18 protein-coding genes are annotated in these 22,198 nt (G+C 60.7%); 3 read left to right on the top strand and 15 right to left on the bottom strand.

The genetic code is table 11. From position 1 onward, the window contains the following. Positions 1-78: 78 nt before the first annotated feature. The 3 genes from ilvN to ilvD are packed head-to-tail and all read right to left on the bottom strand — an operon-like array spanning position 79 to position 4,036. Positions 79-561, bottom strand: coding sequence for an acetolactate synthase small subunit (gene ilvN, locus FJE54_RS11195; protein WP_139652852.1), 483 nt, complete (start codon positions 559-561; stop codon positions 79-81). After that, entirely contained in the window at positions 558-2,357 is a 1,800-nt protein-coding gene (gene ilvB / locus FJE54_RS11190) for a biosynthetic-type acetolactate synthase large subunit (protein ID WP_139652851.1), read from the bottom strand. Before ilvB ends, ilvN begins: the two co-directional genes overlap by 4 nt. Further along, positions 2,354-4,036 (bottom strand): dihydroxy-acid dehydratase, encoded by a 1,683-nt coding sequence (ilvD, locus tag FJE54_RS11185; RefSeq protein WP_139652850.1) that lies wholly within the window; start codon positions 4,034-4,036, stop codon positions 2,354-2,356. The genes ilvB and ilvD overlap by 4 nt, the downstream gene beginning before the upstream one ends. Positions 4,037-5,118: 1,082 nt before the next feature. Between ilvD and FJE54_RS11180 the strand changes: the two genes are divergently transcribed. Next, positions 5,119-5,679 (top strand): YdeI/OmpD-associated family protein, encoded by a 561-nt coding sequence (locus FJE54_RS11180; protein ID WP_139652849.1) that lies wholly within the window; start codon positions 5,119-5,121, stop codon positions 5,677-5,679. Between the two features lie 711 nt (positions 5,680-6,390). On the opposite strand, the gene FJE54_RS11175 is transcribed toward FJE54_RS11180, so the two are convergent. From FJE54_RS11175 to FJE54_RS11150, 6 genes are all read right to left on the bottom strand, one after another. Further along, the gene (locus FJE54_RS11175) at positions 6,391-6,609 is read right to left on the bottom strand and encodes a zinc-ribbon domain-containing protein (RefSeq protein WP_139652848.1); all 219 of its coding nucleotides are present in this window, start codon (positions 6,607-6,609) and stop codon (positions 6,391-6,393) included. Between the two features lie 59 nt (positions 6,610-6,668). Further along, the gene (locus FJE54_RS11170) at positions 6,669-8,180 is read right to left on the bottom strand and encodes a purine-cytosine permease family protein (RefSeq protein ID WP_139652847.1); all 1,512 of its coding nucleotides are present in this window, start codon (positions 8,178-8,180) and stop codon (positions 6,669-6,671) included. A gap of 179 nt (positions 8,181-8,359) precedes the next feature. Next, a complete protein-coding gene (locus tag FJE54_RS11165; protein WP_139652846.1) occupies positions 8,360-9,679 on the bottom strand; it encodes a GntP family permease in 1,320 nt (439 codons plus the stop codon). Between the two features lie 245 nt (positions 9,680-9,924). Further along, complete coding sequence (locus FJE54_RS11160) at positions 9,925-10,668, bottom strand: 4Fe-4S dicluster domain-containing protein (protein ID WP_139652845.1); 744 nt, start codon at positions 10,666-10,668, stop codon at positions 9,925-9,927. After that, positions 10,665-13,265 carry a molybdopterin-containing oxidoreductase family protein gene (locus tag FJE54_RS11155; protein WP_139652844.1) on the bottom strand — a complete coding sequence of 867 codons (2,601 nt, stop codon included), beginning with the start codon at positions 13,263-13,265 and terminating at the stop codon, positions 10,665-10,667. Before FJE54_RS11155 ends, FJE54_RS11160 begins: the two co-directional genes overlap by 4 nt. Before the next feature lie 458 nt (positions 13,266-13,723). Beyond that, positions 13,724-14,650: a LysR family transcriptional regulator gene (locus FJE54_RS11150; protein WP_180326711.1), complete on the bottom strand. Its 927-nt coding sequence runs from the start codon at positions 14,648-14,650 to the stop codon at positions 13,724-13,726. Between the two features lie 345 nt (positions 14,651-14,995). Between FJE54_RS11150 and FJE54_RS11145 the strand changes: the two genes are divergently transcribed. After that, positions 14,996-15,940 carry a papain-like cysteine protease family protein gene (locus FJE54_RS11145; RefSeq protein WP_139652842.1) on the top strand — a complete coding sequence of 315 codons (945 nt, stop codon included), beginning with the start codon at positions 14,996-14,998 and terminating at the stop codon, positions 15,938-15,940. Positions 15,941-16,085: 145 nt separating this feature from the next. Next, positions 16,086-17,015 carry a cysteine synthase A gene (gene cysK / locus FJE54_RS11140; RefSeq protein ID WP_139652841.1) on the top strand — a complete coding sequence of 310 codons (930 nt, stop codon included), beginning with the start codon at positions 16,086-16,088 and terminating at the stop codon, positions 17,013-17,015. A gap of 20 nt (positions 17,016-17,035) precedes the next feature. Here the strand turns inward: cysK and FJE54_RS11135 are convergent, their stop codons facing one another. The 6 genes from FJE54_RS11135 to prfA all read right to left on the bottom strand — a co-directional run bounded on the left by FJE54_RS11135 (position 17,036) and on the right by prfA (position 22,090). Continuing rightward, complete coding sequence (locus FJE54_RS11135) at positions 17,036-17,911, bottom strand: MBL fold metallo-hydrolase (RefSeq protein ID WP_139652840.1); 876 nt, start codon at positions 17,909-17,911, stop codon at positions 17,036-17,038. A 1-nt stretch (position 17,912) separates the two neighbouring features. Further along, complete coding sequence (locus FJE54_RS11130; protein WP_139652839.1) at positions 17,913-18,746, bottom strand: purine-nucleoside phosphorylase; 834 nt, start codon at positions 18,744-18,746, stop codon at positions 17,913-17,915. Positions 18,747-18,788: 42 nt separating this feature from the next. Beyond that, on the bottom strand, positions 18,789-19,283 hold the full coding sequence (locus tag FJE54_RS11125) for an L-2-amino-thiazoline-4-carboxylic acid hydrolase (protein WP_139652838.1): 495 nt from the start codon (positions 19,281-19,283) through the stop codon (positions 18,789-18,791). Continuing rightward, positions 19,276-20,388 carry a N5-glutamine methyltransferase family protein gene (locus tag FJE54_RS11120; protein ID WP_139652837.1) on the bottom strand — a complete coding sequence of 371 codons (1,113 nt, stop codon included), beginning with the start codon at positions 20,386-20,388 and terminating at the stop codon, positions 19,276-19,278. Before FJE54_RS11120 ends, FJE54_RS11125 begins: the two co-directional genes overlap by 8 nt. A gap of 110 nt (positions 20,389-20,498) precedes the next feature. Beyond that, a complete protein-coding gene (locus FJE54_RS11115) occupies positions 20,499-21,020 on the bottom strand; it encodes a DUF6125 family protein (RefSeq protein WP_139652836.1) in 522 nt (173 codons plus the stop codon). Positions 21,021-21,022: 2 nt separating this feature from the next. Then, the gene (prfA, locus tag FJE54_RS11110) at positions 21,023-22,090 is read right to left on the bottom strand and encodes a peptide chain release factor 1 (protein WP_139652835.1); all 1,068 of its coding nucleotides are present in this window, start codon (positions 22,088-22,090) and stop codon (positions 21,023-21,025) included. Positions 22,091-22,198 lie beyond the last annotated feature (108 nt).

Below are 22,198 nucleotides of genomic sequence, written 5' to 3'. Positions count from 1 at the left end.
TTGTTCGTTCCTTTCGTCTGACTGGTGAAACCTCAGGTAAGTGACAAGCGGCGCCGCATGGCGCGGCGTGCTTTGGCGCTAATCTTTGCTGTTGCGCGACATGGCGATCTTGCCGGTGCGCGTGATCTCCTTGATACCGTAGGCGCGGAACAGATCTTCCATACCCTTGAGCTTGTTCTCGTCGCCCGTAGCCTCGATGGTAAGCGAGCTTCTGCCCACATCGACGATCTTCGCGCGGAACACGTTCGCGATCTCGATGATCTCGTTTCTCCGCTCGGGCGCGGCGTTCACCTTGAACAGCACAAGCTCGCGCTCGATGGCCGCATCGTTGGTGAGGTCGGTGATCTTGTGGACGCTGATGAGCTTGTGGAGCTGCTTGGTGATCTGTTCGTAGGACACGTCGTCGGCTTTCACGATCGCGGTCACGCGCGACATGGTGGGATCCTCGGTCGGACCCACCGAAAGCGATTCGATGTTGAACCCGCGCCGCGAGATCAACCCCGTCACCCTGCTTAAAACGCCTGGCTTGTTCTCCACGAGCACGGAAAGTATATGCCTCATCGCCTGGCCCCCTTTCGATCCTCCCCGTCGTCGACAAGCGTGCGCACGGCTCCCACCGCGACGTCGATTGCCCCGATGACGTCGTTCATCGCCTTGCCGGGCGCAACCATCGGATACACGTTCTGATCGCGGGATATCACCACGTCGAGCAGGTACGGACCCTCGGCGGCGAGCATCGCGTCAAGCGCCGCGTCGAGATCGTCGGGGCAGCTCACGCGATCGGCCTGCCATCCGTACGCATCGGCAAGCTTCACGAAATCGGGCACCGGATCGAGCAGCGTCGAGGAGTACCGCTCGTCGTAGAAGAGCTTCTGCCACTGGTGCACCATGCCAAGGCAGCGGTTGTCCATGACGAGCACCTTCACAGGCACGTTCTGAATGGCCGCCGTCGCCATTTCCTGCGAGTTCATCTGGAACGATCCGTCGCCCGCAACGCACACGACCGTCTTGTCGGGACACCCGAGCGCCGCTCCGATCGATGCGGGAAACCCGAAGCCCATCGTGCCGAGGCCTCCGCTCGTGATGAACGAACGGGGCTCTTCGCGTTTGATGTGCTGCGCCGCCCACATCTGATGCTGGCCCACTTCGGTTACGACGATGCTTTTTGCGGGGTCGAGCTTGTCCGATAGCGCGCTCAAGACGATCTCGGGCACGATCTCCTCGGGGCTGTCGCCCACACCCGGATGGTAGAACGGGAAGCGGCGTCTCCACTCGTCAGCCTGCTCGACCCACGCTGAGGGAGCAGGAAAAGCAGCCTGCTTGGCGATCTCGGCGTTCATGTTCGCGAGCACGCCTTTGAGGTCGCCGACGATGGGAACCCGCACTTCGCGGACCTTTCCGATTTCGGCCGGGTCGATATCGATATGGATCACCTTCGCATCAGGCGCGAACTCGGAGAGCTTGCCGGTCACGCGGTCGGAAAATCGCGCCCCAGCTGCGATGATCAGATCCGATTCGGTCATAATCATGTTGGCGTACTTCGAGCCGTGCATGCCGATGGGTCCGTAATTCAGGTGGTGCGATGCGGGAAACGCGCCTTTGCCCATGAGCGTGGTGACCACGGGAATCTGCATCGTTTCGGCAAGCTCGGTCAGCTCGGGCGTCGCCCCCGACGACACGATGCCTCCGCCGACGTAGAGAACGGGCCGTTGAGCTTCGCGGATGAGGTTCACCGCCTGCTTGACCTGTTTCACGTTGCCCTTATACGTGGGCTTATACGACGGCAGGTTGACCTCTTCGGGATAGCGAAACTCCATGAGCTCGCTTTGCAGATCGCTCGGCACGTCGATGAGCACGGGGCCGGGACGCCCGGTGCTCGCGATATGGAACGCCTCGCGGAAGGTCTGCGCGAGCTCGTCGGTGGTCTGCAGAAGATAGCTGTGCTTCACAACCGGTATCGTAATGCCCACGATGTCGGACTCCTGAAACGAATCGGTACCGATCACGCCGCGCGGCACCTGACCGGTGATGACCACGAGCGGAACGCTATCCATGTAGGCGGTTGCGATGCCAGTCACCGTATTCGTAGCGCCCGGTCCGCTCGTGACGATGGCGACGCCCACGCGGCCCGTGGCACGCGCGTACCCGTCGGCTTCGTGCACGGCACCCTGTTCGTGGCGAGCGAGCACATGGTGGAGCACCTTCGAATCGTAAAGCGCGTCATAAATCTTGATGGCCTGCCCGCCCGGATAGCCGAACACCAGATCGACGCCCTCGGCCTCGAGCGAGGCGATGACCGCCTGCGCGCCCGTCATCATCGCGCCTTCCTTTTCCGTCTTGCTGCGCAGTGCGCTCATGAGAGAATCGCCCCCTTGTCTGCCGAAGTCACCAGTTTCGCGTAACGGGAGAGCACCCCGTGGTTGTGTTTCTGCGCGGGCGGCTGCCATGCCGTGCGCCTTCGCTCGAGTTCCGCCTCGTCGACATTGAGCGTAAGCGCTCCCCTCCCGATGTCGACGGTGATCGAATCGCCCTCTTCGATAAGCGCGATCGGACCTCCCGCCGCCGCCTCGGGACTGACGTGCCCCACGGCAGGGCCCTTGGTTGCCCCCGAAAAACGCCCGTCGGTGATGAGCGCGACCGACGTGGAAAGCCCCATGCCGACGATCGACGAGGTGGGTGTGAGCATCTCGCGCATGCCGGGGCCGCCTTTCGGGCCTTCGTAGCGGATGACAACCACATCGCCTGGGACGATTTTGCCGGCGTTGATGGCGGCGCACGCTTCTTCCTCGCTTTCGAACACGCGGGCGAGACCAGTGTGCTTCATCATAGCCGGATCGACCGCCGCCTTCTTGACGATGGCCCCATCGGGAGCGATGTTGCCGTGCAGCACTTTGAGCGCCCCCGCTTCCGAAAACGGGTTGTCGAAGCTGCGGCACACTTCGCCGTCGGCGCCTTGGCAGTGCTCGCCCATATAGTCGAGGTACTCGCCCATCGAACCCATGCACGTAACGGCACTGCGGTCGATGAGGCCGAGTTTGTCGAGCTCGGCGATGACCACCGGTACTCCGCCGACTTCGTAGAGATCGGAAAGCGGCCTGGGACCCGAGGGCTGGAGCTTCACGAGATGCGGGGTGCGCGCGCTTGCGTCATCCCAATCGTCCATCGAGATGGGGTGGCCCGCCTCGGCCGCGATGGCCGTAAGATGGAGCACCGTATTCGTCGAGCCGCCGAACGCCATATCGCACTCCATCGCGTTATGGATAGCAGCTTTGTTCACGATATCGCGGGCGGTGACACCCCGTTCCAAAAGCTCCATCGCCTTCATGCCCGCATGCTTTGCAAGCCTGATGCGCTCGGAGTAGACGGCAGGTATCGTGCCGTTGCCGGGAAGCGCGATGCCGAGCGCCTCGCACAGGCAATTCATGGAGTTCGCCGTGAACATGCCCGAGCAACTGCCGCAGGTCGGACACGCTGTATCTTCGTAGTATGCGAGCTCCTCTTCGGTCATCGTGCCGTTTTGCACGGCAGCCGCCCCGTCGAAAAGCGTGTTGAGGTCGGTCGTCGGCCCGCACCCGCCCGGCTGCTTGCCCGCGAGCATAGGACCACCCGACACGAACACGGTGGGGATGTTTACGCGCAAAGCGCCCATGAGCATGCCGGGCACGATCTTGTCGCAATTGGGAATGCATACCATAGCATCGAACTGATGGCCCTGCACCGCACATTCGACCGAATCGGCGATAACCTCGCGCGAAACGAGCGAGTAGTGCATGCCCTCGTGGTTCATCGCGATGCCGTCGCACACGCCGATGGTGGAGATTTCGAAAGGAACGCCGCCCGCCATGTAGATGCCCGCCTTCACGGCATCGGCGATCTTATCGAGGTTGTTGTGCCCGGGAATGATGTCGTTTCGGGAGTTGACGACGGCGACAAGCGGTCGCGCAAGCTCCTCGTCGGTCATTCCGTCTGCCTTAAGCAGGCTGCGGTGCGGTGCGCGCGCAACCCCCTTTTTCACAGCATCGCTGCGGTAGTGCATGATGTGCCTTCCTTCCGTCTGACGTATGCCCGTTGCACCCAACCGCACGCAATGCCGCTTCGGCGATCAGCGTGCGCATTGCATGCGCTACAACAAAAAAATCCTGCCGCAAGAAGCTTGCACCAGGACCATCAGGTAAAGGAAGACGCGCACGCTTTGGGCGATGCGCTCAACATTCGGACTGATAACGGTTGTCACCGGTTCAAGCCTACTTGCCGCGGTGCACACCGTGAGTTGCCCGGCTGCGTCCGCTTCGTTCGAACTCGACTGCTCAAAGGTGGCTTTCGGGCCGTCCACCACCGGCTCGCAGCACCCGCCGGCTCTCTGAAGATGGATTCGTCCGTACTTTCCTCGTCAACGCATTTGAAGCTATAGATTTGTTGGGTACGAAGTATACTCGCGATTCCCCATCGCGCAACGCTGAATTTCGAAAAGGGAGAAAAAACTTTAAGAGCTTATGGAATTCTGCAGCAGCGTTCGGACCTCTTCTCGCACGTACGCGCGGCGCCCCAAGTGAACCGCGGGAACAGGCCAACTTACCGCCGTGCAACGAAAAAGGCTCACTTCGCACACTTTTTCACGAAGTGTTGCATACACGGGCCGCACAAGTAAAAACCTGTTTCTCATCCTATAGGAATTACCTGATCACAGCCTTTACCCCGTGGACCTTTTGCCCGACAGCTCCAACCTCGGTGGCTGCACGCTCGCCCTTGAGGTAGAAAACGCAACACAAAGCGGAAAAGTGTGCATTTTCGGCACCATCCGCTGTCAGACGACCGAAAACCCAAACATCCTACGAAAGGAGCTCTCGACGCTCCCCCTCAACGAGATCGATGAGTTCTTGCTTACTATGAATTTCGAGCGCAGCATCTCGCTTAGCGAAAGGATGTGATCTCTTACTCCATGGGCGAAGTTTACGGTTCAAAGTATTCCGAAGAGGCAGCACACGTTCAATTGAATCGGCCGTAATAGATATTTCATTTTTGTAATACCCGCCCGATCGCCTGCGCGAGAAGGCTGCGCCGAGGCAACCATAGTAAGATAATGCGGACATACAAGACTATGCGATCAACGGAGGGAACATGGCCGAAGAGCTGACCTTTTCAACCCGAGAAGCATTCAGAACCTGGCTTAGCGACAACTGCACGTCAGACGAGGGCGTCTGGCTCCTATTCGGCAAAGCAGGCGGGCCGAAAACACTCAAAGCGGGCGAAGCGCTCGAAGAGGCGCTCTGCTTCGGTTGGATCGACGGGCAGATGCAGAGCATCGACGACACGGTCTACCGCAAGTATTTCGCGCAGCGGCGGGCAAACAGCAAATGGTCGGAGAAAAACAAGGGGCTCGTCGAGAAGCTCGAGAAGCGCGGCATCATGACCGAGTACGGTCGTGCGAAGATCGACGAGGCAAAGCGAAACGGGCAATGGGACGCCCCGAAACCCCAGCAGGCCACTGACGAGCAGATCGATCAGGTAACTGCAGTGCTACAAGGACATGAACCCGCCTACACGAACTTCCTTTCCATGTCGCCCTCCGTAAAGAAGACGTACACGCGCGCCTACTTCGACGCGAAAACCGATGCGGGGCGCGAAAAACGCCTCGCCTGGATGATCGAGCGGCTCGACAAGAACCTCAAGCCCATGTAGGGCACGTAAGCGTGACCGCTTTATCATCTGTCAGATCCATCCGAGCAGCAAGAAATTCCAAAAAAGCCAACTATTTATTATACGATTACCAGTGTATTGTTGTATAATAAATACTACACATTTTGAACTGCAGTTGGGCTAAAGCATCTCGCGGCAAGCGGATTGAAGGTTTGACAAAATGAAGAACGATGATATCGTTATCAGCGACAGAGCCGGGGGCACCTCTCAACGATGTGGCAATGCCCCGGCCATTTTATTGCATAGTGAATTCAGACTCTTTCAGAATACCGTACGATACGCTCATAAGCTGGATGCGCACTGTATCCGAGGTAAGAAACCGGTGCGCACATTTTTCGTCGTTGGTCTGCAAGCCTCTTGTTTGCAGACCGAAACGAATAGCCGACCTCGATGCCGACAACTCCTCCCTTTCCTACGTAGCGCTTGTTATCAAGAGGCTCACTGAAGAAAGCGATTCGGAAAGCGTTCTCGGAATGCACTACACCTCGGCATTCGCCGAAGAAATGCGAGGGCTAGCTCGCTCGTTTGACGATGATATTCTTGAAGCCGCCGGTTTTCCCTCCGGCTTTCTCGACCTCATGGCACATAAAGAACAGCTCATACGAGCTTCCACGCCGCCGCTGTAACGCAAAACGGGTTCGGATATTCCCGAACCCGCCCATCCTTACGCACGCGCTTCGATGTTCGCCGCCCTTATGCTCCCGGCGCTTTCGGGGCCGCAGGCGCACCCGGGGCCTGCGGCGCGCTGGGGGCCTTCGGGGCTCCGGGAGCTCCCGGAGCAGCAGGCATGCCGGGAGCCGGCATGGCCTTCGCCCCGCAGCTGGGGCATTCGTCGGCTTTCGGATCGACCTCGGCCCCGCACTTCGGGCATTGTACCGGGCCGGCATCGACAGTTGGTGGTCTGAAGCACATAGATGAATCTCCTTTTCTCGTTTCTCTATCGTTAAGCCCAGGTTTTCCGGACCATAACGCTACCTTAAGCTTCCCGCCTCGGCGTACGCGTCGACCGAAGCGCCCGGGTGTTCCCCCGCCTCCACGCGGGCAACCGCGCCCGCGAGTTCAGGATCGCCGTACTCCTTCTCGCGCATCGACCGATCCTGCGAAATGACGCGTTTTCTGAACGCGAGGCTCAACCCTGTATACAGCGCAACGGTCAATGGCGCCACGAGCAGGAACGGCACGGCGAGGTTGCCCGTCGTGTACAGCGTGCCGGCCACGAGCGTTACGATGACGATCGTCGATACGCCGCGCCAGTTCACCGCTTCAATGTACTTGAGCGAGACGATGCCGCGCGTGCCGATTTTGAGTTTGCCGCGTACGATGTAGTAATCGGTGATGAGCAAGAAGCACCATGACATCGTGAGAATGCTTCCGATGCCCATGAAGGCGTTCACCCGATCGAGTATATTGCCGAAGATGAACACCAAGCCGATGAGGTTGACCGCTATCACAGCGGTCGGCCACTTGAGCTTGATGCCGAAGAGGCTGTCGAACAGGTTTGAAATGGCGTTGCTGCTGCTGATAGAGTTCGACGTTTCCACTTTAAGCTGCGAAAGGCAGATGATGACGAGCCCCACCAAACCGAGCGACAAGACGAACGTGATGCCCGGGTTCGTGATGGCCGCGTTGGCGGCCGCCACCTCGTCCAATCCCTGGCCGAGGAAATACTCGTAGGACACGTTGAACCCGTAGTAGGCCAACAGCGCGCCGAACACGTAGGTGAGCACGGCGAAGATGCTTCCGACTACCGAGATGGCGGCCATGTCGCGCTCGCGTTTGACGAAGCGGGTGAAGTCGGATGAGAAGAGCGCCATCAGCCCCGATGTCATGATGCTGTAGTTGACCGCGTACGCGAAGCCTTCGAGCTGTCCTACATGAGGAATGAGCACCCCGTGCGTGAGCGCGTCGACCAGATGTCCGTCTTGGGCGATGCTGCCCGCAACGAACAGAAGCGCCAAAAACAGGAGGATCACGAACACCATGTTGAACCGCGCGACGAACTTCATGCCGAAAAGCGACATGAGAACCCACGCAGCCGAAATCGCAAGATATAGAAGGTGCTTCACGATCTCGTCGGTCCAACCGAAATAGTAGATGATCGCGTTGCCGAGCTGCACCGTACCGATCGCGAGAGTCCCCACCAAAAGAAATATCCAGATGAGCGAATCGAGTGCCGAGCCTTTCGTGCCGAATACGTACAGCCGCGAGGTAACGTTGCTCGGCAGGCCCTCGCGCAACGAGATTCGTCCGACGAAGAACGTGAGAAACACGCTCAAGGCGAACATGATCGCCGCCGCACCGAGCCCGAAGTAGCATCCCGCGTAGTACGCGACGATGCCGCCGCCCATGAGCTTCGTCAAACTCGACACAACACCCGACAAAATGGCTGCAACCCCAGTCCAGCCGAGCTTCTTATCTTCGGGAACCTTCTCGAACAGGGAGACCTGCTCGGTTGCAGAACCCTTGTCCTCCGTTACCCCCATACACGCTCACTCCTTTATCGTGCGATGCGCACAGCGTGATTGCCCGAGAGGGCAGCCACGCTGCACGCATGCAGTGAAAGTGCGTTTACCTCAAATCTGCGAACCGTTCGACATGCCTACGACCAGCAGAACCGAGCAACAAGGGGCCCGCACCGCCCTGCGGGCCCCACTGAATCCTTCTACACGATGCCGATGTTCGCCATGATGATCATGACAACCAAGGCGCAGAGTCCCGCTCCGATGGATATGGCGGCGATGTGCTTGTAGGAGTTCTTGTGGTTCAGGCCCATGGCGGCGAGCATGCCGAACATAGCGCCCGAGTTGGGCAATGCGCCGCCGATAGTGGCGGAGGTGGCGATGATCTTCGCCAGAGCCGCCGGATCGACGCCGGTGGCCAGATACGGGGCGAGGAAGTTCGCCGAGATGATGCCGACCGCACCCGAGCCCGATCCCATGACGCCGCCGAGAACGGCCGCCATCATGGCAGCGGAAACGTACGCGCCGCCCGGCATGTTGAAGATGGCTTCGTAGATGGCCGTGAAACCGACGGAAGCGGCGGCCACGGTACCCACGCCGACCGCAGCGGAGGTGAAGAGCGCAGGCCCGAGTGAGTTCTTGGCACCGGTACCCATGACGTCGCGCTGGCTCGCGATGTGCTTGTTGAACACGATCATCGATGCGACGACGGCAACGATCATGGCGATGTAGACGACGTTGGCGACCTGCAGCTGCGAACCGACGATGATGATACCGATAAGCAGAATCAACGGCAGCAGGGCCAGAAACAGGTTCGGAAGATCCTTTTCTTCCGCAACGACGCCGTCGCCCTCGGCCGCTTCGTAGACCTCGCCCTTGGCCTGGGCGCGCTTCAGCGCGAACTTGATGTAGAGACACGAGACCACGATGGCGATGAGCGAGCCGACGATGCCCATGATGGGGGCTGCAGTAAGTGACACGCCACAGCCATTCGCAGCGTTGATCCACGCGATAGCCGGCACACCCGGGATCATCGCCATGGTAAACGAGCACGCAGCGAGCGACCACGCGGCGGCGAACAGGTGCCACGGGATGTTGCATTCCTTGAACAGCGGTCGCGCAAGCGGAATGAGCGCGAACATGGCCACGAACATGGAAATGCCCGCGTACGTGAGGATGGCGCCCACAGCCGCAATGCCCAAGAGCACGAGATACGGGCTCTTGGTGCCCACCTTGTTCATAATCGCCTGGGCGATGGCCTTAGCCGCACCCGACTTGTCGATGTACTCGCCCAAAATGGCGGCGCCCATGAAGATGAGCAGGTTTTTCTGAACGAAACCGGCGAGCCCCGTAACGTACGACGACTCGTTGCCCACCATGGCGGCACCGATGTCCATGCCGTTGGTGAGCGCGATGATGATAGCGGTCACGATGGACGTGATGAGAACGTTCCAGCCCTTCATGGCTGCAATGACGAAGAACACGAGACCGACGACGATGCCGATAACTCCGATCCACTCCATGAAACTCCCCTTTCGTTTTCCGTCGACCGACAGGGTCGACGGCTCGATTCAAACGGTGCGCTTTCGGAAAACCCGTATACGCACCCGGTCCGTTTCCGAAACAAGCATTCGCGCTCTTTGGCGGAAGTGCACCCTGCACGCTTTGGAAACGAATCCCCGCTCAGGGGCGGTTCGGTACCGCCCCTGGTCGCAAGTACAATTGACCTTCGGCGCTGCTAGTCGGCTGGACGGCCGACAGAGGCCGCTTACGCCATATCGTTGCGCGTGGCGCGCATGAGCTCGGCGATGCTTGCGTGCTTCATGCGCAGCCCGTCGCGGCCGATGGTCCCCTCTTCGAATTCGGTAAGGTCTTCTTTGCTTTCGAACATCGTACCTAAATCCCCGCGCTGGCGGTTGAGCTCGATGGCGCGCTCGGCATCGAAGGGAACGAGCTGCTCCTTCTCACGCTGCGGCCAGATCAGATATGCCGGCTCGGTGATCTCGGGCGACGGCATTCCCTCGCAGTAGCGGATGTCGGTGTACTTCTCGATAAGCTCGTCGAGCGGCCCGAAATCGAAGGCACGCAGCGGGCACGAGGCGGCGCAGAGCGGCTGCAAGCCCTCGACCAAGCGATCGATGCACATCGTGCACTTACTCATCTTTTCGGTCGGATCGTCGGAAGCGAACTTCGGGGCGCCGTAGGGGCACGCGTCGTAGCATTCGCGGCATCCCGTGCACTTGTCCTGATCGACAAGTACCGCACCGAAATCGTCTTCTTTGTAGATAGCGCCTTCGGGACACGCGGGAATGCACGAGGGCTTCTCGCAGTGCGCGCACGAGAACGCGAGCGGATGAAGGCGGATGTTCGGAAACGTGCCCGTCTCCCATTCGTACACCGCCATCCACTTTTCCGCACCCGGATCGATGCCGTTCCAGTCCTTGCAGGCAATGCTGCACGCCTGGCACGCGTAACAACGGTTCTGATCGAAGTGGAATCCGTACTGCGTCATCGCGCTTCCCCTTTCTCTCCCAACGCCTCGCGCGAGGCGATTGCCAGGGCCGCACCCCTCATGCCGGAACGCTCCGCTTCGGGACCGTAACCCTCTGCATCGCCATCGGCTATCTTCTCGATTTCAACTAACCCCGCGGTAAGCAGCGTGCCTAAGATGTTGGGCAGATGCACGTCATCGAGCAGGATGTTGGGTGCTCCGCGCATGTCCATGCCGTAAGGGTTGAGCTCGGTCTTCTTGCCGCCGCCCTGGAACCAGGCGCCGTGGTGCACGGCGGCCGTACCCGGCATCATGCGGTTCGTCACGTACGCGGCAAGCTCCATCTCGCCCGTCTCGCTGTACACGCGCACGACGTCTCCGTCTTTGATACCGCGCGCTTTCGCGTCGACGCCCGCTATCCACACGCCGTGGCGGTAGCAGTCCTCGCGCAGAAGCGGATTGTTGTCGTTCGAAGAGTGCTGACGGTACACCGAAACCGGCGTGACGAGCGAAAGCGGGTACGTTTCGGCTTTCGGGTTGTAGAAGCCGTCGGCCGCAGCGGTTCCGATGTCGCCCTCGACGTAGCTCGGTTCCCACACCGGCATCGGGTCGAAATGACCGCGCCACCTAGTTTTGGTGAGGTCGTTGTTCTTCACGTAGCTCGACACGAACTCGATCTTGCCCGACTCGGTCTGGAAGGGGTTCACGCCCGCTTCGAGGCAGCTCTTGTACGGGTAGTACGGCGTGTCGATCGGGATGCGCACGACCGGATTCGCCACGAACTCGTCCCAGCTCTTAGGCTCGATTCCGAGGCGCTTAAGCATGCCGTTCTCATCCTTCGCCCACGCTTCGTACGCCTCTTGGTAGATCGCGCGCTGGGCAGTCGTCCAATCCTCCCATGCGACGTCCACCATGCGCGGGTTGTACTGCTCGGCAACGCCGAGGCGCTTGGCGATCTCGGTCCACACCCATTCCTTCGAGCGCACCTCTCCCGGGTACTCGCAGCCTGCATCGCTGAACACGAAGTAGTTGCGCATCCCCGACGGGCCGCTCACGAAGCGCTGGTGGCCGTACATGTACTGGTCCATGCCCTCGAACTGCCACACGGGTGCCGGCAAAACGATGTCGCAAAACTCGATCGACGGCTGGTTCTTGTGCCACTGGAATCCCCAGTTGAACTCGGTCGATGCGAACCCTTCCATGCGCTTGTTCGTATCGTGATGGTTGTTCACGTAGTTGTTCTCGATGATGAGCATCTGGATATTGGGAAGCGGCGAATCGTCGGTGGGTGCGCCGATGCGATGGCGGAACTCCTCCTCGCTCATGCGGCCCTCCCAGAAGTCTTTCTGGCACGCGAGCGTCTCGGTGAGCTTGTTGTTGTTGCAGAGCACCGGGATCGTGTAGTCGGACGGCGCCTGCTTGAAGTCGGCGTAGGGCGTGGGGATGCGGCCCGGGGTCGGCAGGGCGGAGCCCGTCTGGCAGCCGCCGGGGCACGCGAGGTTGCCCGTCATGGTCTGGAGCAGCATGGCTGCAGCCGCACTGTACTCGCCAAGGTGGCGCTTCGCGCATGAGTAGAAGTACTGCAGGTGCACCGGTTTCGTGGTGCCGTAGAGCCGTGCGAACTCGCGGATGGTTTCGGCCGGGATGGCGCAGATGGGCTCGGCCCACTCGGGCGTCTTCGCCACGCCATCTTCGCCCTCGCCCAAACAGTAGGCGCGCCACTCTTTGAAACCCTCGGGCTCGACCCACTCGGCCACGTAATCGTGATCGTACAGGTCTTCCTCGAAGAGCACCTGCGCTACGGCGAGCAGCATTGCGAGGTCGGTGCCGGGACGGATGGGAATCCACTGGTCGGCGAGCACCTCGCAGCTAGCGGTGTAGCGCGGGTCGATGACGATGGTTTTGCAGCCGTACTCGTGGGCGAGCTGCATGTAGTAGGACGTCGGGCCGAACCAGTCGACGACCGGATCCATGCCCCACATGATGATGAGCTTGGAATTGAACACGTCGGACGCCTCGAAGCCCGGAAGCGCGGGGCTCGTTCGGCTCACCATCGCTTTCGTGAGATCGAAGCCCAGATGGAAGTTCTCGCCTGCGGTATGCCCCGAGGTCGAATGATCGCCCCAAAACCCGAAGCTCGCCGGCCACCACTTCGCAAGCGGGAAGCCGTTTTTGCTGAAGCTGCCGTACTGGGTGTGGAAGATACCGAACTCGCCGTACTTCTCTTTGATTTCGATCATCTTCTCGGCGATGGTGTCGAGCGCCTCTTCCCAGCCGATCTCGACGAAGTAGCCCTTGCCAGGACCCTTCTCGCCAATGCGCTTCATGGGATGGGTAAGGCGCGTCTCGCCGTAGAGCTCTTCTTTCCACGCATGCCCCATCGAACAGGGGCGCATCTGTACCATGCCGCGCCAGATGCTCTCCCATTCGACGTCTTCGCGGCACATGCCGGCGTTGATGCTGTCGTCGGGCTCGACAGCGATGAGCTTGCCGTCCTTTTCGTGGCACTTCAGAATGCAGGCCGAATCCCAGCATCCGTTGTTCGGACACGAGGTGTAGAAGATGCGCTCGCCCTCCCTCGCCTTTTTCCGTGCGTCGATGATATCGTGCTTATCCACCGAATCCTCCTCGTCTTGGCCGCCGAAATCCGGGATGTGCCGGGTTTCGCGCGTGCAGCTTGATTACGGTGTCGAAGCGGAGGTGCGCAGCATGCTTGGGGTCCCCTTGCGCGCTCCGGTTCTGACGTGAGGCAAAGGATACGGCGGGGCGGCGGTGCTTTTGAACGTCATCCACCGAATCGCCGTCATGATCGTTAACGGCTGCCGTAAAGCGCAGCTTTCATGCAGAGAAAGGTTACCGCGGCCGCAAACTCGGCTTGACGGCAAGCGGACTCAGAGTCCGCTGTTGAACCAGAATCGGCATGCGCCCGCTCGGAGCGCCGATGCGCCGGGTCCCAACGGGTGCCATGCGGGGCCGCGTCGATATCGGTTTCTTACAGCGGAACTCAGGGCATGCGCGTCGATCGAAAAGGCGAACTCACACGAGGCGGAGAATGCGACGCGGTGCACCGTGGGCACTAGCTTGAGTGCTCGCCGAAATAACCAGCGGGCACGTTGCCTCGTATGAACTCCATGAACAAGCGCGCCTGATCCGACATGATATGGCCCGTGTGCCACGTGAGATCGACCGGATAGCGCATGGGGTCGGTGTCTATTTTGAACCAGATGATGCCCGGCTCGTGCTTGTAGCGCGTGGCGACGCACTCGGGGATGCTCGCCCATCCGAGCCCCGCCTTCACGCCGTTGACCATGGCCTCGTGCGTGTCGAACTGCGCCACCATGTTGTGTTCGGTGAGCGAAATGCCGTAGCGCTCGCGGAAATGGCGGTTTCCCACCATGTGGCGGCCCGAATTCCACTCGTAGATGATCATCGGCCACTTGAGCAGCGTCTCGATCTTCACCGGCTGCGGCGTGGAATTGTACGGCGGCTTGTCGGGCGCGCAGAACAAAATCCTCTGGTAGCCGAGCGTCTCGCGCGAGAGGCCATCTTCGAGCGGCTGGTTTTCGAGTATGGCGAAGTCGAGTTTGCCCGCCTTGAGTTTTTCCATCAGCTCCGGTTCGTAACCTGCATCGAGATGGACGAGCGCGTCGGGGTGGACGTCATGAAACTTCTTGACGAGAGCCGGCAAAAGCGCGACGCCGTCGTTGAAGCTCATGCCGACCTCGATCGTGCGATCGAAATGCTCGTCGACGGCGGCAAGCTCCGAGGCGAGCGCGTTTTCGAGCGTCGAGATCTTCTTCGCGAACTTCGTAACGATCTGCCCGGCAGCCGTGGGAACGACGCCGGTGGAGGTGCGTTCATAGAGCTTCGTACCGTAGCGAGCCTCGATGGCCGCGATCTTCTGCGAAAGTCCGGGGCGCGACATGTACAGGCGCTCGGCCGCTTGCGACAGGCTCTTCGTCTCCGATATGACGAGGAATATTTCGATGTCGTCCAACAGCACGCGGCTACCCCCTGGTTGTCCCACTCGGGCGAAAACAGGCCTATTGTACCATCCTTGGCCGCTTCTCGCTTTGCGGGCGCACAAGCGCGAAGGGGGTCGAGCGCGCTTGCGCTCACCAAGAGCGCTTCCGGCTCACCCGCTCGAAAGCGCAGGGACAGCGCGAGGCTTCAAGCCCGCGTCCGCACGACGCAGCCTTACGCTTGCGTCCGCTCTGTTCGGTAACGCACGTTCAACAGCTTGGAACATTCGGATACCTAAGCGGTGCTCGGCGATGACTTGCGGGTATACTGAAACGGCAACGGCAGTCGGACTGGCTTTAGACCCGCATACCAAGGAGGTGCATCGATGGGATACCCGCATAAGCTCTACCTCTCGTTTCATTCGTGCGGCTATCGCGTCGTAGCCGAACCCGAAGGCGCCCACGCAGAAGCCCCGCATGCCGAAACAGCCCCCTGCGGCGCCGCGAACCCCGAGCAGCACCCCCAAAAACGCATGAGCCGCTTCAATTGGACGGGCGAGGCGAAACCGTACAACCCAGCCCTGCTCTCCCCCGTCGAGGGGTACCGCGAAAGGAGGCGGCAAGGCCGCCGTAAAACGATCGGCGCCTTCGTCGTGCTCGTAGCGCTTGCCGTATTCGGCATAGCAACGGTAAGCTTCGGAATCACGCAAAGCGGTGCCGAGGACATGGACGGATCGGGCGTGTTTTCCAACAATCTCCCCCTGCTGCCTTCGGCTGAAACCGAACAGGCAACCCGCACCGTCAGGAGCACGCCTTTGCAGGACTGGGAACAGGGTACGATCCCCCAGCTCTACCAGCGGGATCCGCAATGGGCAACGCAGCCGTATGCGTCGTCAACGCTCGGTTCGTGCGGACAGGGCCCGCTTTGCATGGCCATGGCCTACGCAGCCGTAACCGGATCACGCGACGCGCTGCCCACCGACATAAGCGCCCTGATCGAAGCGGCCGGCTACGCATCGAACGCTTCGACGGATGCGGCCTTCATCCCCGCAACCGCCGAGGCGCTCGGCCTCGAAGCAGATGAGATCAAGCTCGACGAGTCGAGTATCCGCAAAGCGATCATCGCAGGAAAGCCCGTCATCTGCTCCATGGTACCCGGCGACTTCGGAGAGCAGAGAACCTTCATCGTGCTCGCAGATATAGACATGGACAGCAAGCTTACCGTACGCGATCCTTCAAGCGACGCACGCAGTTCAGTGGGTTGGGATTTCGAGACGGTGATCTCGCAGGCAGAATCCATGTGGGCCTTGTCCTCACCGGTGGCGGGATAAGACATTCGGATGTTCGACGTTGCGCCTTTGTACCTGCTTCACGGTTGCGGCCACGGGAGCCTCCATGCACCGCGTTGGTGTACAATAGGCGAATCGCCCTCGCGGGCATTCCGACACAATGCACCCAAACCCGAAAGATACGATCATGATCTACGATAACGTTCTCGAAGCGATGGGCCGCACGCCCATGATGAGGCTCAACCACCTCTCCGAGCAAAATGCCGCCCAGATTCTCGTGAAATACGAGGGCATTAACATCGGCGGCTCGATCAAAACCCGTACGGCGTACCAAATGATCACCGCCGCCGAAAAGCGCGGCGAGATCGGTCCGGGCACTATCATCGTCGAACCCACGAGCGGCAACCAGGGAATCGGACTTGCGCTCGTATGCGCCGTCAAAGGCTATGCCGCGAAAATCATCATGCCCGACTCGGTGAGCGTCGAGCGCCGCAAGCTCGTGCGCCATTACGGAGCCGAAGTCGTCATCGTGCACGACGAGGGCGATATCGGCAAATGCATCGCCGAATGCATTGCCACCGCCGAGCGCATGGCCGCCGAAGATTCACGCGTCTACATTCCCCAGCAGTTCAAGAACACCGACAACCTGCTCGCACACAAGTACCACACCGCCCTTGAGATCCTCGAGGACGTCGAAGGGCCCATCCATGGCTTCTGCGCAGGCATCGGCACGGGCGGCACCATCTCTGGCATCGGCCAGGTGCTCAAAGCGCTCTATCCGGGCGTATCCATCTGGGCGGTCGAACCCGAAAACGCCGCCATCCTCTCGGGCGGAGGCATCAGCACGCATCTGCAGATGGGCATCGGCGACGGGCTCATCCCCGACATCCTCGATCAGGACATCTACGACGACGTATGCGTGGTCTCCGACGAAGAGGCGCTCGAAACCGCCCGCAGGCTCGCTCACGAGGAGGGCCTCATGGTAGGCGTGTCGAGCGGCACGAACGTCGCCGCAGCACGCAGGCTCGCACGCAAGCTCGGGGCAGGCAAAACGGTCGTCACCATCCTGCCCGACACCGGAGAGCGCTATTTCTCGACCGAGCTGTTCGAAGCGTAGCGTCGTCTAAGGAGCCGATGCTACCGGGCGCTCACGCGCATATGCTGGTAGGCAACCTGCACGCACGCGCCGTGCGCGTTGCGCGCGATGACCGAGGCAAGCGAATCTTCCGGTAAACGGTACGTGTTGTTGTTTTCGGAAACGTGCATGGCAATAACCTGCTCAAGCTCCGCGCACAGCAAGCGTTCAAGCAAATCGGCGGACTGCTCGTTCGAAAGATGGCCGCCGTCGGATGCAATGCGGCGCTTAACCACATAGGGATACGGTCCCTCGGCGAGCATCTTCGCATCGTGGTTGCTTTCGATCGCAAGGATGCGGCACGCTTCGAGGTGGGCGAGTGCCGCATCGGTCACGATACCCGTATCGGTCATGAAGCCGATCGTATCGCCGAGCGCTCCCCCGATGCGGAACCCGTACGACTCGACCGAGTCGTGCGAGGTCGCGAACGGATGGACTTCCATGCCGCCAAGCGAAAACGCATGCTCGGCACAATACGGCCGCACGTCGAACGATTCTCGCAATGCACCGATTTCAGAACTGGAATCGCGCACGGCATCGCTTGCGAACACAGGCGGCTCGAAACCGAGCTTGCGCATGCCGCGCAGCACCACGCCGAGTCCTTTGGTATGATCGGTGTGCTCGTGAGTGACGAGGATCCCCGCAATGTCGCCGAGCGCGATACCCGCCTCGTTTAAGCGTGCAAAGAAATCGCGCTTGCAGATGCCGCAATCGATGACGATGGCACCACCCGTCTGCGAATCGACGATGACCGAAGCGTTGCCGCCGCTTCCGCTGGCGAGCACATGGAGCTCCAGACGATGCGACGCAGACGATCCCGTCGAAGCGTGCGCATCGACCTCGGGCACGATTTCGGAAAAAATCAGGCGCTTCGCCATGCTACATCCGCGCCACGATGCCGGTGACGAGGCGTTTGAAATCGCCTTCGCGCATCTTCGCGACTTCGAGCACTTCGATACCGGTAGGCGAAGCGCCTTCGATGCCCGCAGCCATATTGGACACGAGCGAGATGCCGAGCATCTTAAGACCCACATGGCGCGCCGCAATGACTTCCTCGCATACCGACATGGCAACCGTATCGGCTCCCCAGCCGCGAAACATCCTGATTTCAGCCGGGGTTTCGAAACTCGGACCCAGAAGACCTAGATATACGCCTTCCTGCAGCCTCACGTTCTCCTCTTGCGCAACCTCGCGCGCGATGGCACGCAAACCCTCGTCGAACGCATCGGTCATCGAAAAGAACCGATCGGAGAGGTTGGCCGGATCGGCTGCGGCGATGGGATTTCTTCCCGTGAAGTTGATCTGATCGGCCATCATGCAGAAATCGCCGACCTCATAGGACTCGTTGACGGCGCCCGCCGCATTGGTGGTGATGATGGCTTCGACGCCCATGCGCTCCATAAGCCAGACGGGGTAGGCAACTTCCTGGGCGTTGTTGCCCTCGTAGCCGTGCAGACGGCCCTGCATGCACAAGACCTCCTTGCCTCCGAGTGTGCCGCATACGAACCTGCCAACATGGCTTTCGGCCGTGCTCGTCTTCATGCGCGGTATTTCGGCGTAGGGCACGTACGCCGCGTTTTCGATCTCGTTGCCAAGCGGATTGAGCCCCGATCCAAGCACCAAACCCACAGCGGGCTTGCGACCTCCGAGCCGCTCTTTCAACACGTAAGCGCTCAGCATGAGGTTTTCTTCGAGTACGGTGCGTTCGAGCATGGATGTCCTTTCGTTTCAGCCGACCGTTTGCAACGGCTCGCGTCAGCGTCGCACGTATCGGATCGCACAGCAGTCGTCGCCGCGCGCGATGGTTTTAGGCAGGTCGAGCTCGACGCCGTGAGCCTCTCCGATGCCGCGGTCACCGCACATGGCGATGTCGCAGAGCTGGGCGATGCGCTCGTCTGAGAGCCCCTGTTTCTGCCACGCCTTCACGAGCGGGCAGTAATGAAAGTCTATCGAGAGCACGTCATCGGTGCATTCCACCACGTTCATCTCGAACACGATCTGGGCGTTTTTGGTAAAGAGCACCTTGCGCAGCCTTTTGAGGCTTTTCGTCCCGCTCTTTTTGACGATGTCGGCACCTTGGGAAAGGCCGCAGCGCTTGACCGCCGCCGCTGCGAAATCGTCGGCGTCGAGTCCGCGTTTTTCCGCTTCTTCGGCCAGAAGCGATAGCCAGAGCGCACGGTGCTCGAGCTGTTCGCGCACCTTCACGAACAAGGGAAACGTGTTTTTCGGTTCGTTCACGATCTTACTCATCGGACCCACCTCCCTCTGCAGGCGTATGCGCCACCAGGACACGCGGCCTGCCCGCCAAATCTTCGACGATCTTCGTCGTTTCGAACCCCGCATCGCACGCGATCCTCGCAGCCGCATCCAAACACGTCTCGTGCAGTTCGACCACCATCGCAGCACCCGGTTTGAGCGCGCGCGCCGCCCAGACGACAAGCGGCTTGAACAGGTCGAGCCCGTCTGCTCCCCCGTCAAGCGCAAGCGAGGGCTCGAAATCGGCAACTTCGCGCGGAATGTCGGCGAGCACTGCGGTGGGAATGTACGGCGGATTCGAGATGACGAGGTCGAACGTCCCCAGCAAACTGCCGGAAACCGCATTCCCGAGGCTGCCTTCGAGCACCTCGATGCGCTCAGACAGTCCGAGCGCCTCTGCGTTCTCGCGGGCGAGCGCAACGGCTTCGGGAGCGATGTCGGTGGCGATCACGCGGGCATGGGGATGCTCGTAGGCAATCGAACAGGCGATGCAGCCCGATCCCGTGCAGAGATCGGCCACGAGAAGCCTGCTTGCATCCGCAGGCGCGCTTTCGCGTTCGCCCAGCGCAGCGTCTGCATCGTCGCCGTCGTCCTGCGCGCCGCGCGCCACGGCACCATCGCAAGAGATCCCGCCCGCAGCGTCGCCGTCAACGTGCGTTTCATCCGCCGCGGCACCATCGCCGACCAGCTCTTCTTCCCCCTTTTCGCCTTGGGGTAAGTCGGGGACGAACGCATCGGCCGCGACGCGTTTCGGCACGGGGGGAAGCGCGGCCAGCCCCTCGCTCACGAGCACTTCGGTTTCAGGGCGCGGAATGAGCACGCCGGGGCGTACCTTCACCGTGATATGGCGAAAGCCCACCTCGCCGGTAATGTACTGCAGCGGCTCCCCGCTGCCACGACGCGTAACGTACCCGCGCAGCACGTCGCGCTCCTCCATGCTCAGAGGTTTGTCGAAATGGGCGTACAGCTCGATACGCGAAAGGCCGGTCGCCTCGCTTAAAAGCCATTGGGATGAAAGCCGCGGGTTTTCGTCGCCCTTGCGCTCGAGATAGCCTTGCGTCCAGTCGAGCGCCGCTTGTATGGTCCAGGTATCGTTCATGGTTTCGATTGTAGCAGAACCTCGCTGCCTCTGGCCGCCGCCTGATCGAATCCGCGGCCGCGATTTTCCAGTGCGATTTCCCCGTGCGGCGAACCAGGCAATCCCGCAAGCTAATCTTCGTCGATCGAAAACCGCCACGCACAGCTGCAGGTGGTATCGGTGGCGTCGGGGTAGCAGCTCAGACACTCGCACGCTATACCCTCGTCGATCATGCGGGCGAACCCTTCGTACTCGATAAGGCCGACCGACTTGCAGGGATGCAGCTCCATGCCCTTGCGCGCGCGAGCCGCCTGCACGCGGCATTCGACTACGCGGTACACGAGCGCGCCGTCCTCGCGGTGCACCTCAGCGGTACTCGAAAGCGTATTGAGCTTGAGGGCGAGCGCCGCCTCGAGCCCGTCGAGCCCCGCGCGTTCGGGCAACCCGAGAAAGCTTTTCAAGCGCTTCGCCTCGCTCACTGTGAACCGCCGCCAGGCTTCCTCGTCGTGGTGCATTGCTTCGCCCATCCCGCGCTCGCGCTCGACCGACTGGAACCACGTACCGTCGATGGCGATGAGATTCTTCGAGCATATGCCCACCAACTCGATGAGCTGCTCTTTCGAAAGCGCCTCAAGGGCCGCGTTGACGCCCAAGGCTAAACGGCCTGCTCGAGCTTCTTCGCACGGTCGGCTGCCTGCAACGCCGTGATGAGCTCGGCAAGGCCAGCGCCTCCCGCACCCAGAAGCACGCCGTTGTACGTACCGTTGTAGCCGATACGGTGATCGGTCACGCGGTCCTGCGGGCCGTTGTAGGTACGGATCTTCTCCGAACGATCGCCCGTGCCTATCTGGCTGCGTCGCTCGGCGCCTTCGGCTGCCTGCTGCTCGGCGAGCATCTTCTCGTAAAGGCGTGCGCGCAGAACGCTCATGGCCGCGATCTTGTTCTGCAGCTGAGATTTCTGATCCTGCGACTGCACGACGAGACCCGAAGGGATGTGCGTGATGCGCACCGCCGAGTCGGTCGTGTTCACACACTGGCCGCCGGGACCGCCTGCGCGATACACATCGATGCGCAGATCGTTCTGGTTGATCTCGACTTCGACCTCATCGGCCTCGGGCAGCACCGCCACCGTCGCCGTAGAGGTGTGGATGCGCCCCTGGCTCTCGGTCTTCGGAACGCGCTGCACGCGGTGCACGCCGCTCTCGAACTTCATGACGGAGTAGACCTTGTCGCCTTTGACCTTAAACTGAATTTCCTTGAAACCGCCGGCCTCCGAAGCGGAGATGTCGAGCGTCTCGGTTTTCCAACCCTGTTCGCCAGCGAACCGCTCGTACATCTTGTACAGATCGCCTGCGAAGATAGCCGCCTCGTCGCCACCTGCGCCCGCACGGATTTCAACGATGATGTCCTTGTCATCGGCGGGGTCGGCCGGTATGAGCATGAACTTGATATCCTCTTCGAGCTGCGGGAGCTTCGCTTCGATTGCCGCGATCTCCTCCTGCGCGAATTCCTTCATATCAGGATCGGCGAGCATATCCTTGGCCGCCGCCAAATCCTCGGAAGCCTGCACGTACTCGCGTGCCTTCGCGGCAAGAGGGCCTTGGCTCGAGAACTCTTTCGCGAGCCGGTTGTATTCCTTCTGGTCGGCGAGCACGGCGGGATCGCCGAGCCTCGTCTGCAAATCCTCGTACGCCTCGATTATCTTTTCGAGCTTTTCTATCATCGGTAGTCCTTTGCAGCTTCGTGCACATCGTATCGGTGCAAACGCCGAAGCGTTCGCGCGTGCGGGCGAACCCGGATAACCGGGCGCAAACCGCAACTGGATATGGTA

It is taken from the genome of Raoultibacter phocaeensis (assembly GCF_901411515.1).
Taxonomy (GTDB): domain Bacteria; phylum Actinomycetota; class Coriobacteriia; order Coriobacteriales; family Eggerthellaceae; genus Raoultibacter; species Raoultibacter phocaeensis.
Note: the sequence above shows the minus strand (reverse complement) of the source record. Positions and strands in the feature narration are given on the sequence as shown.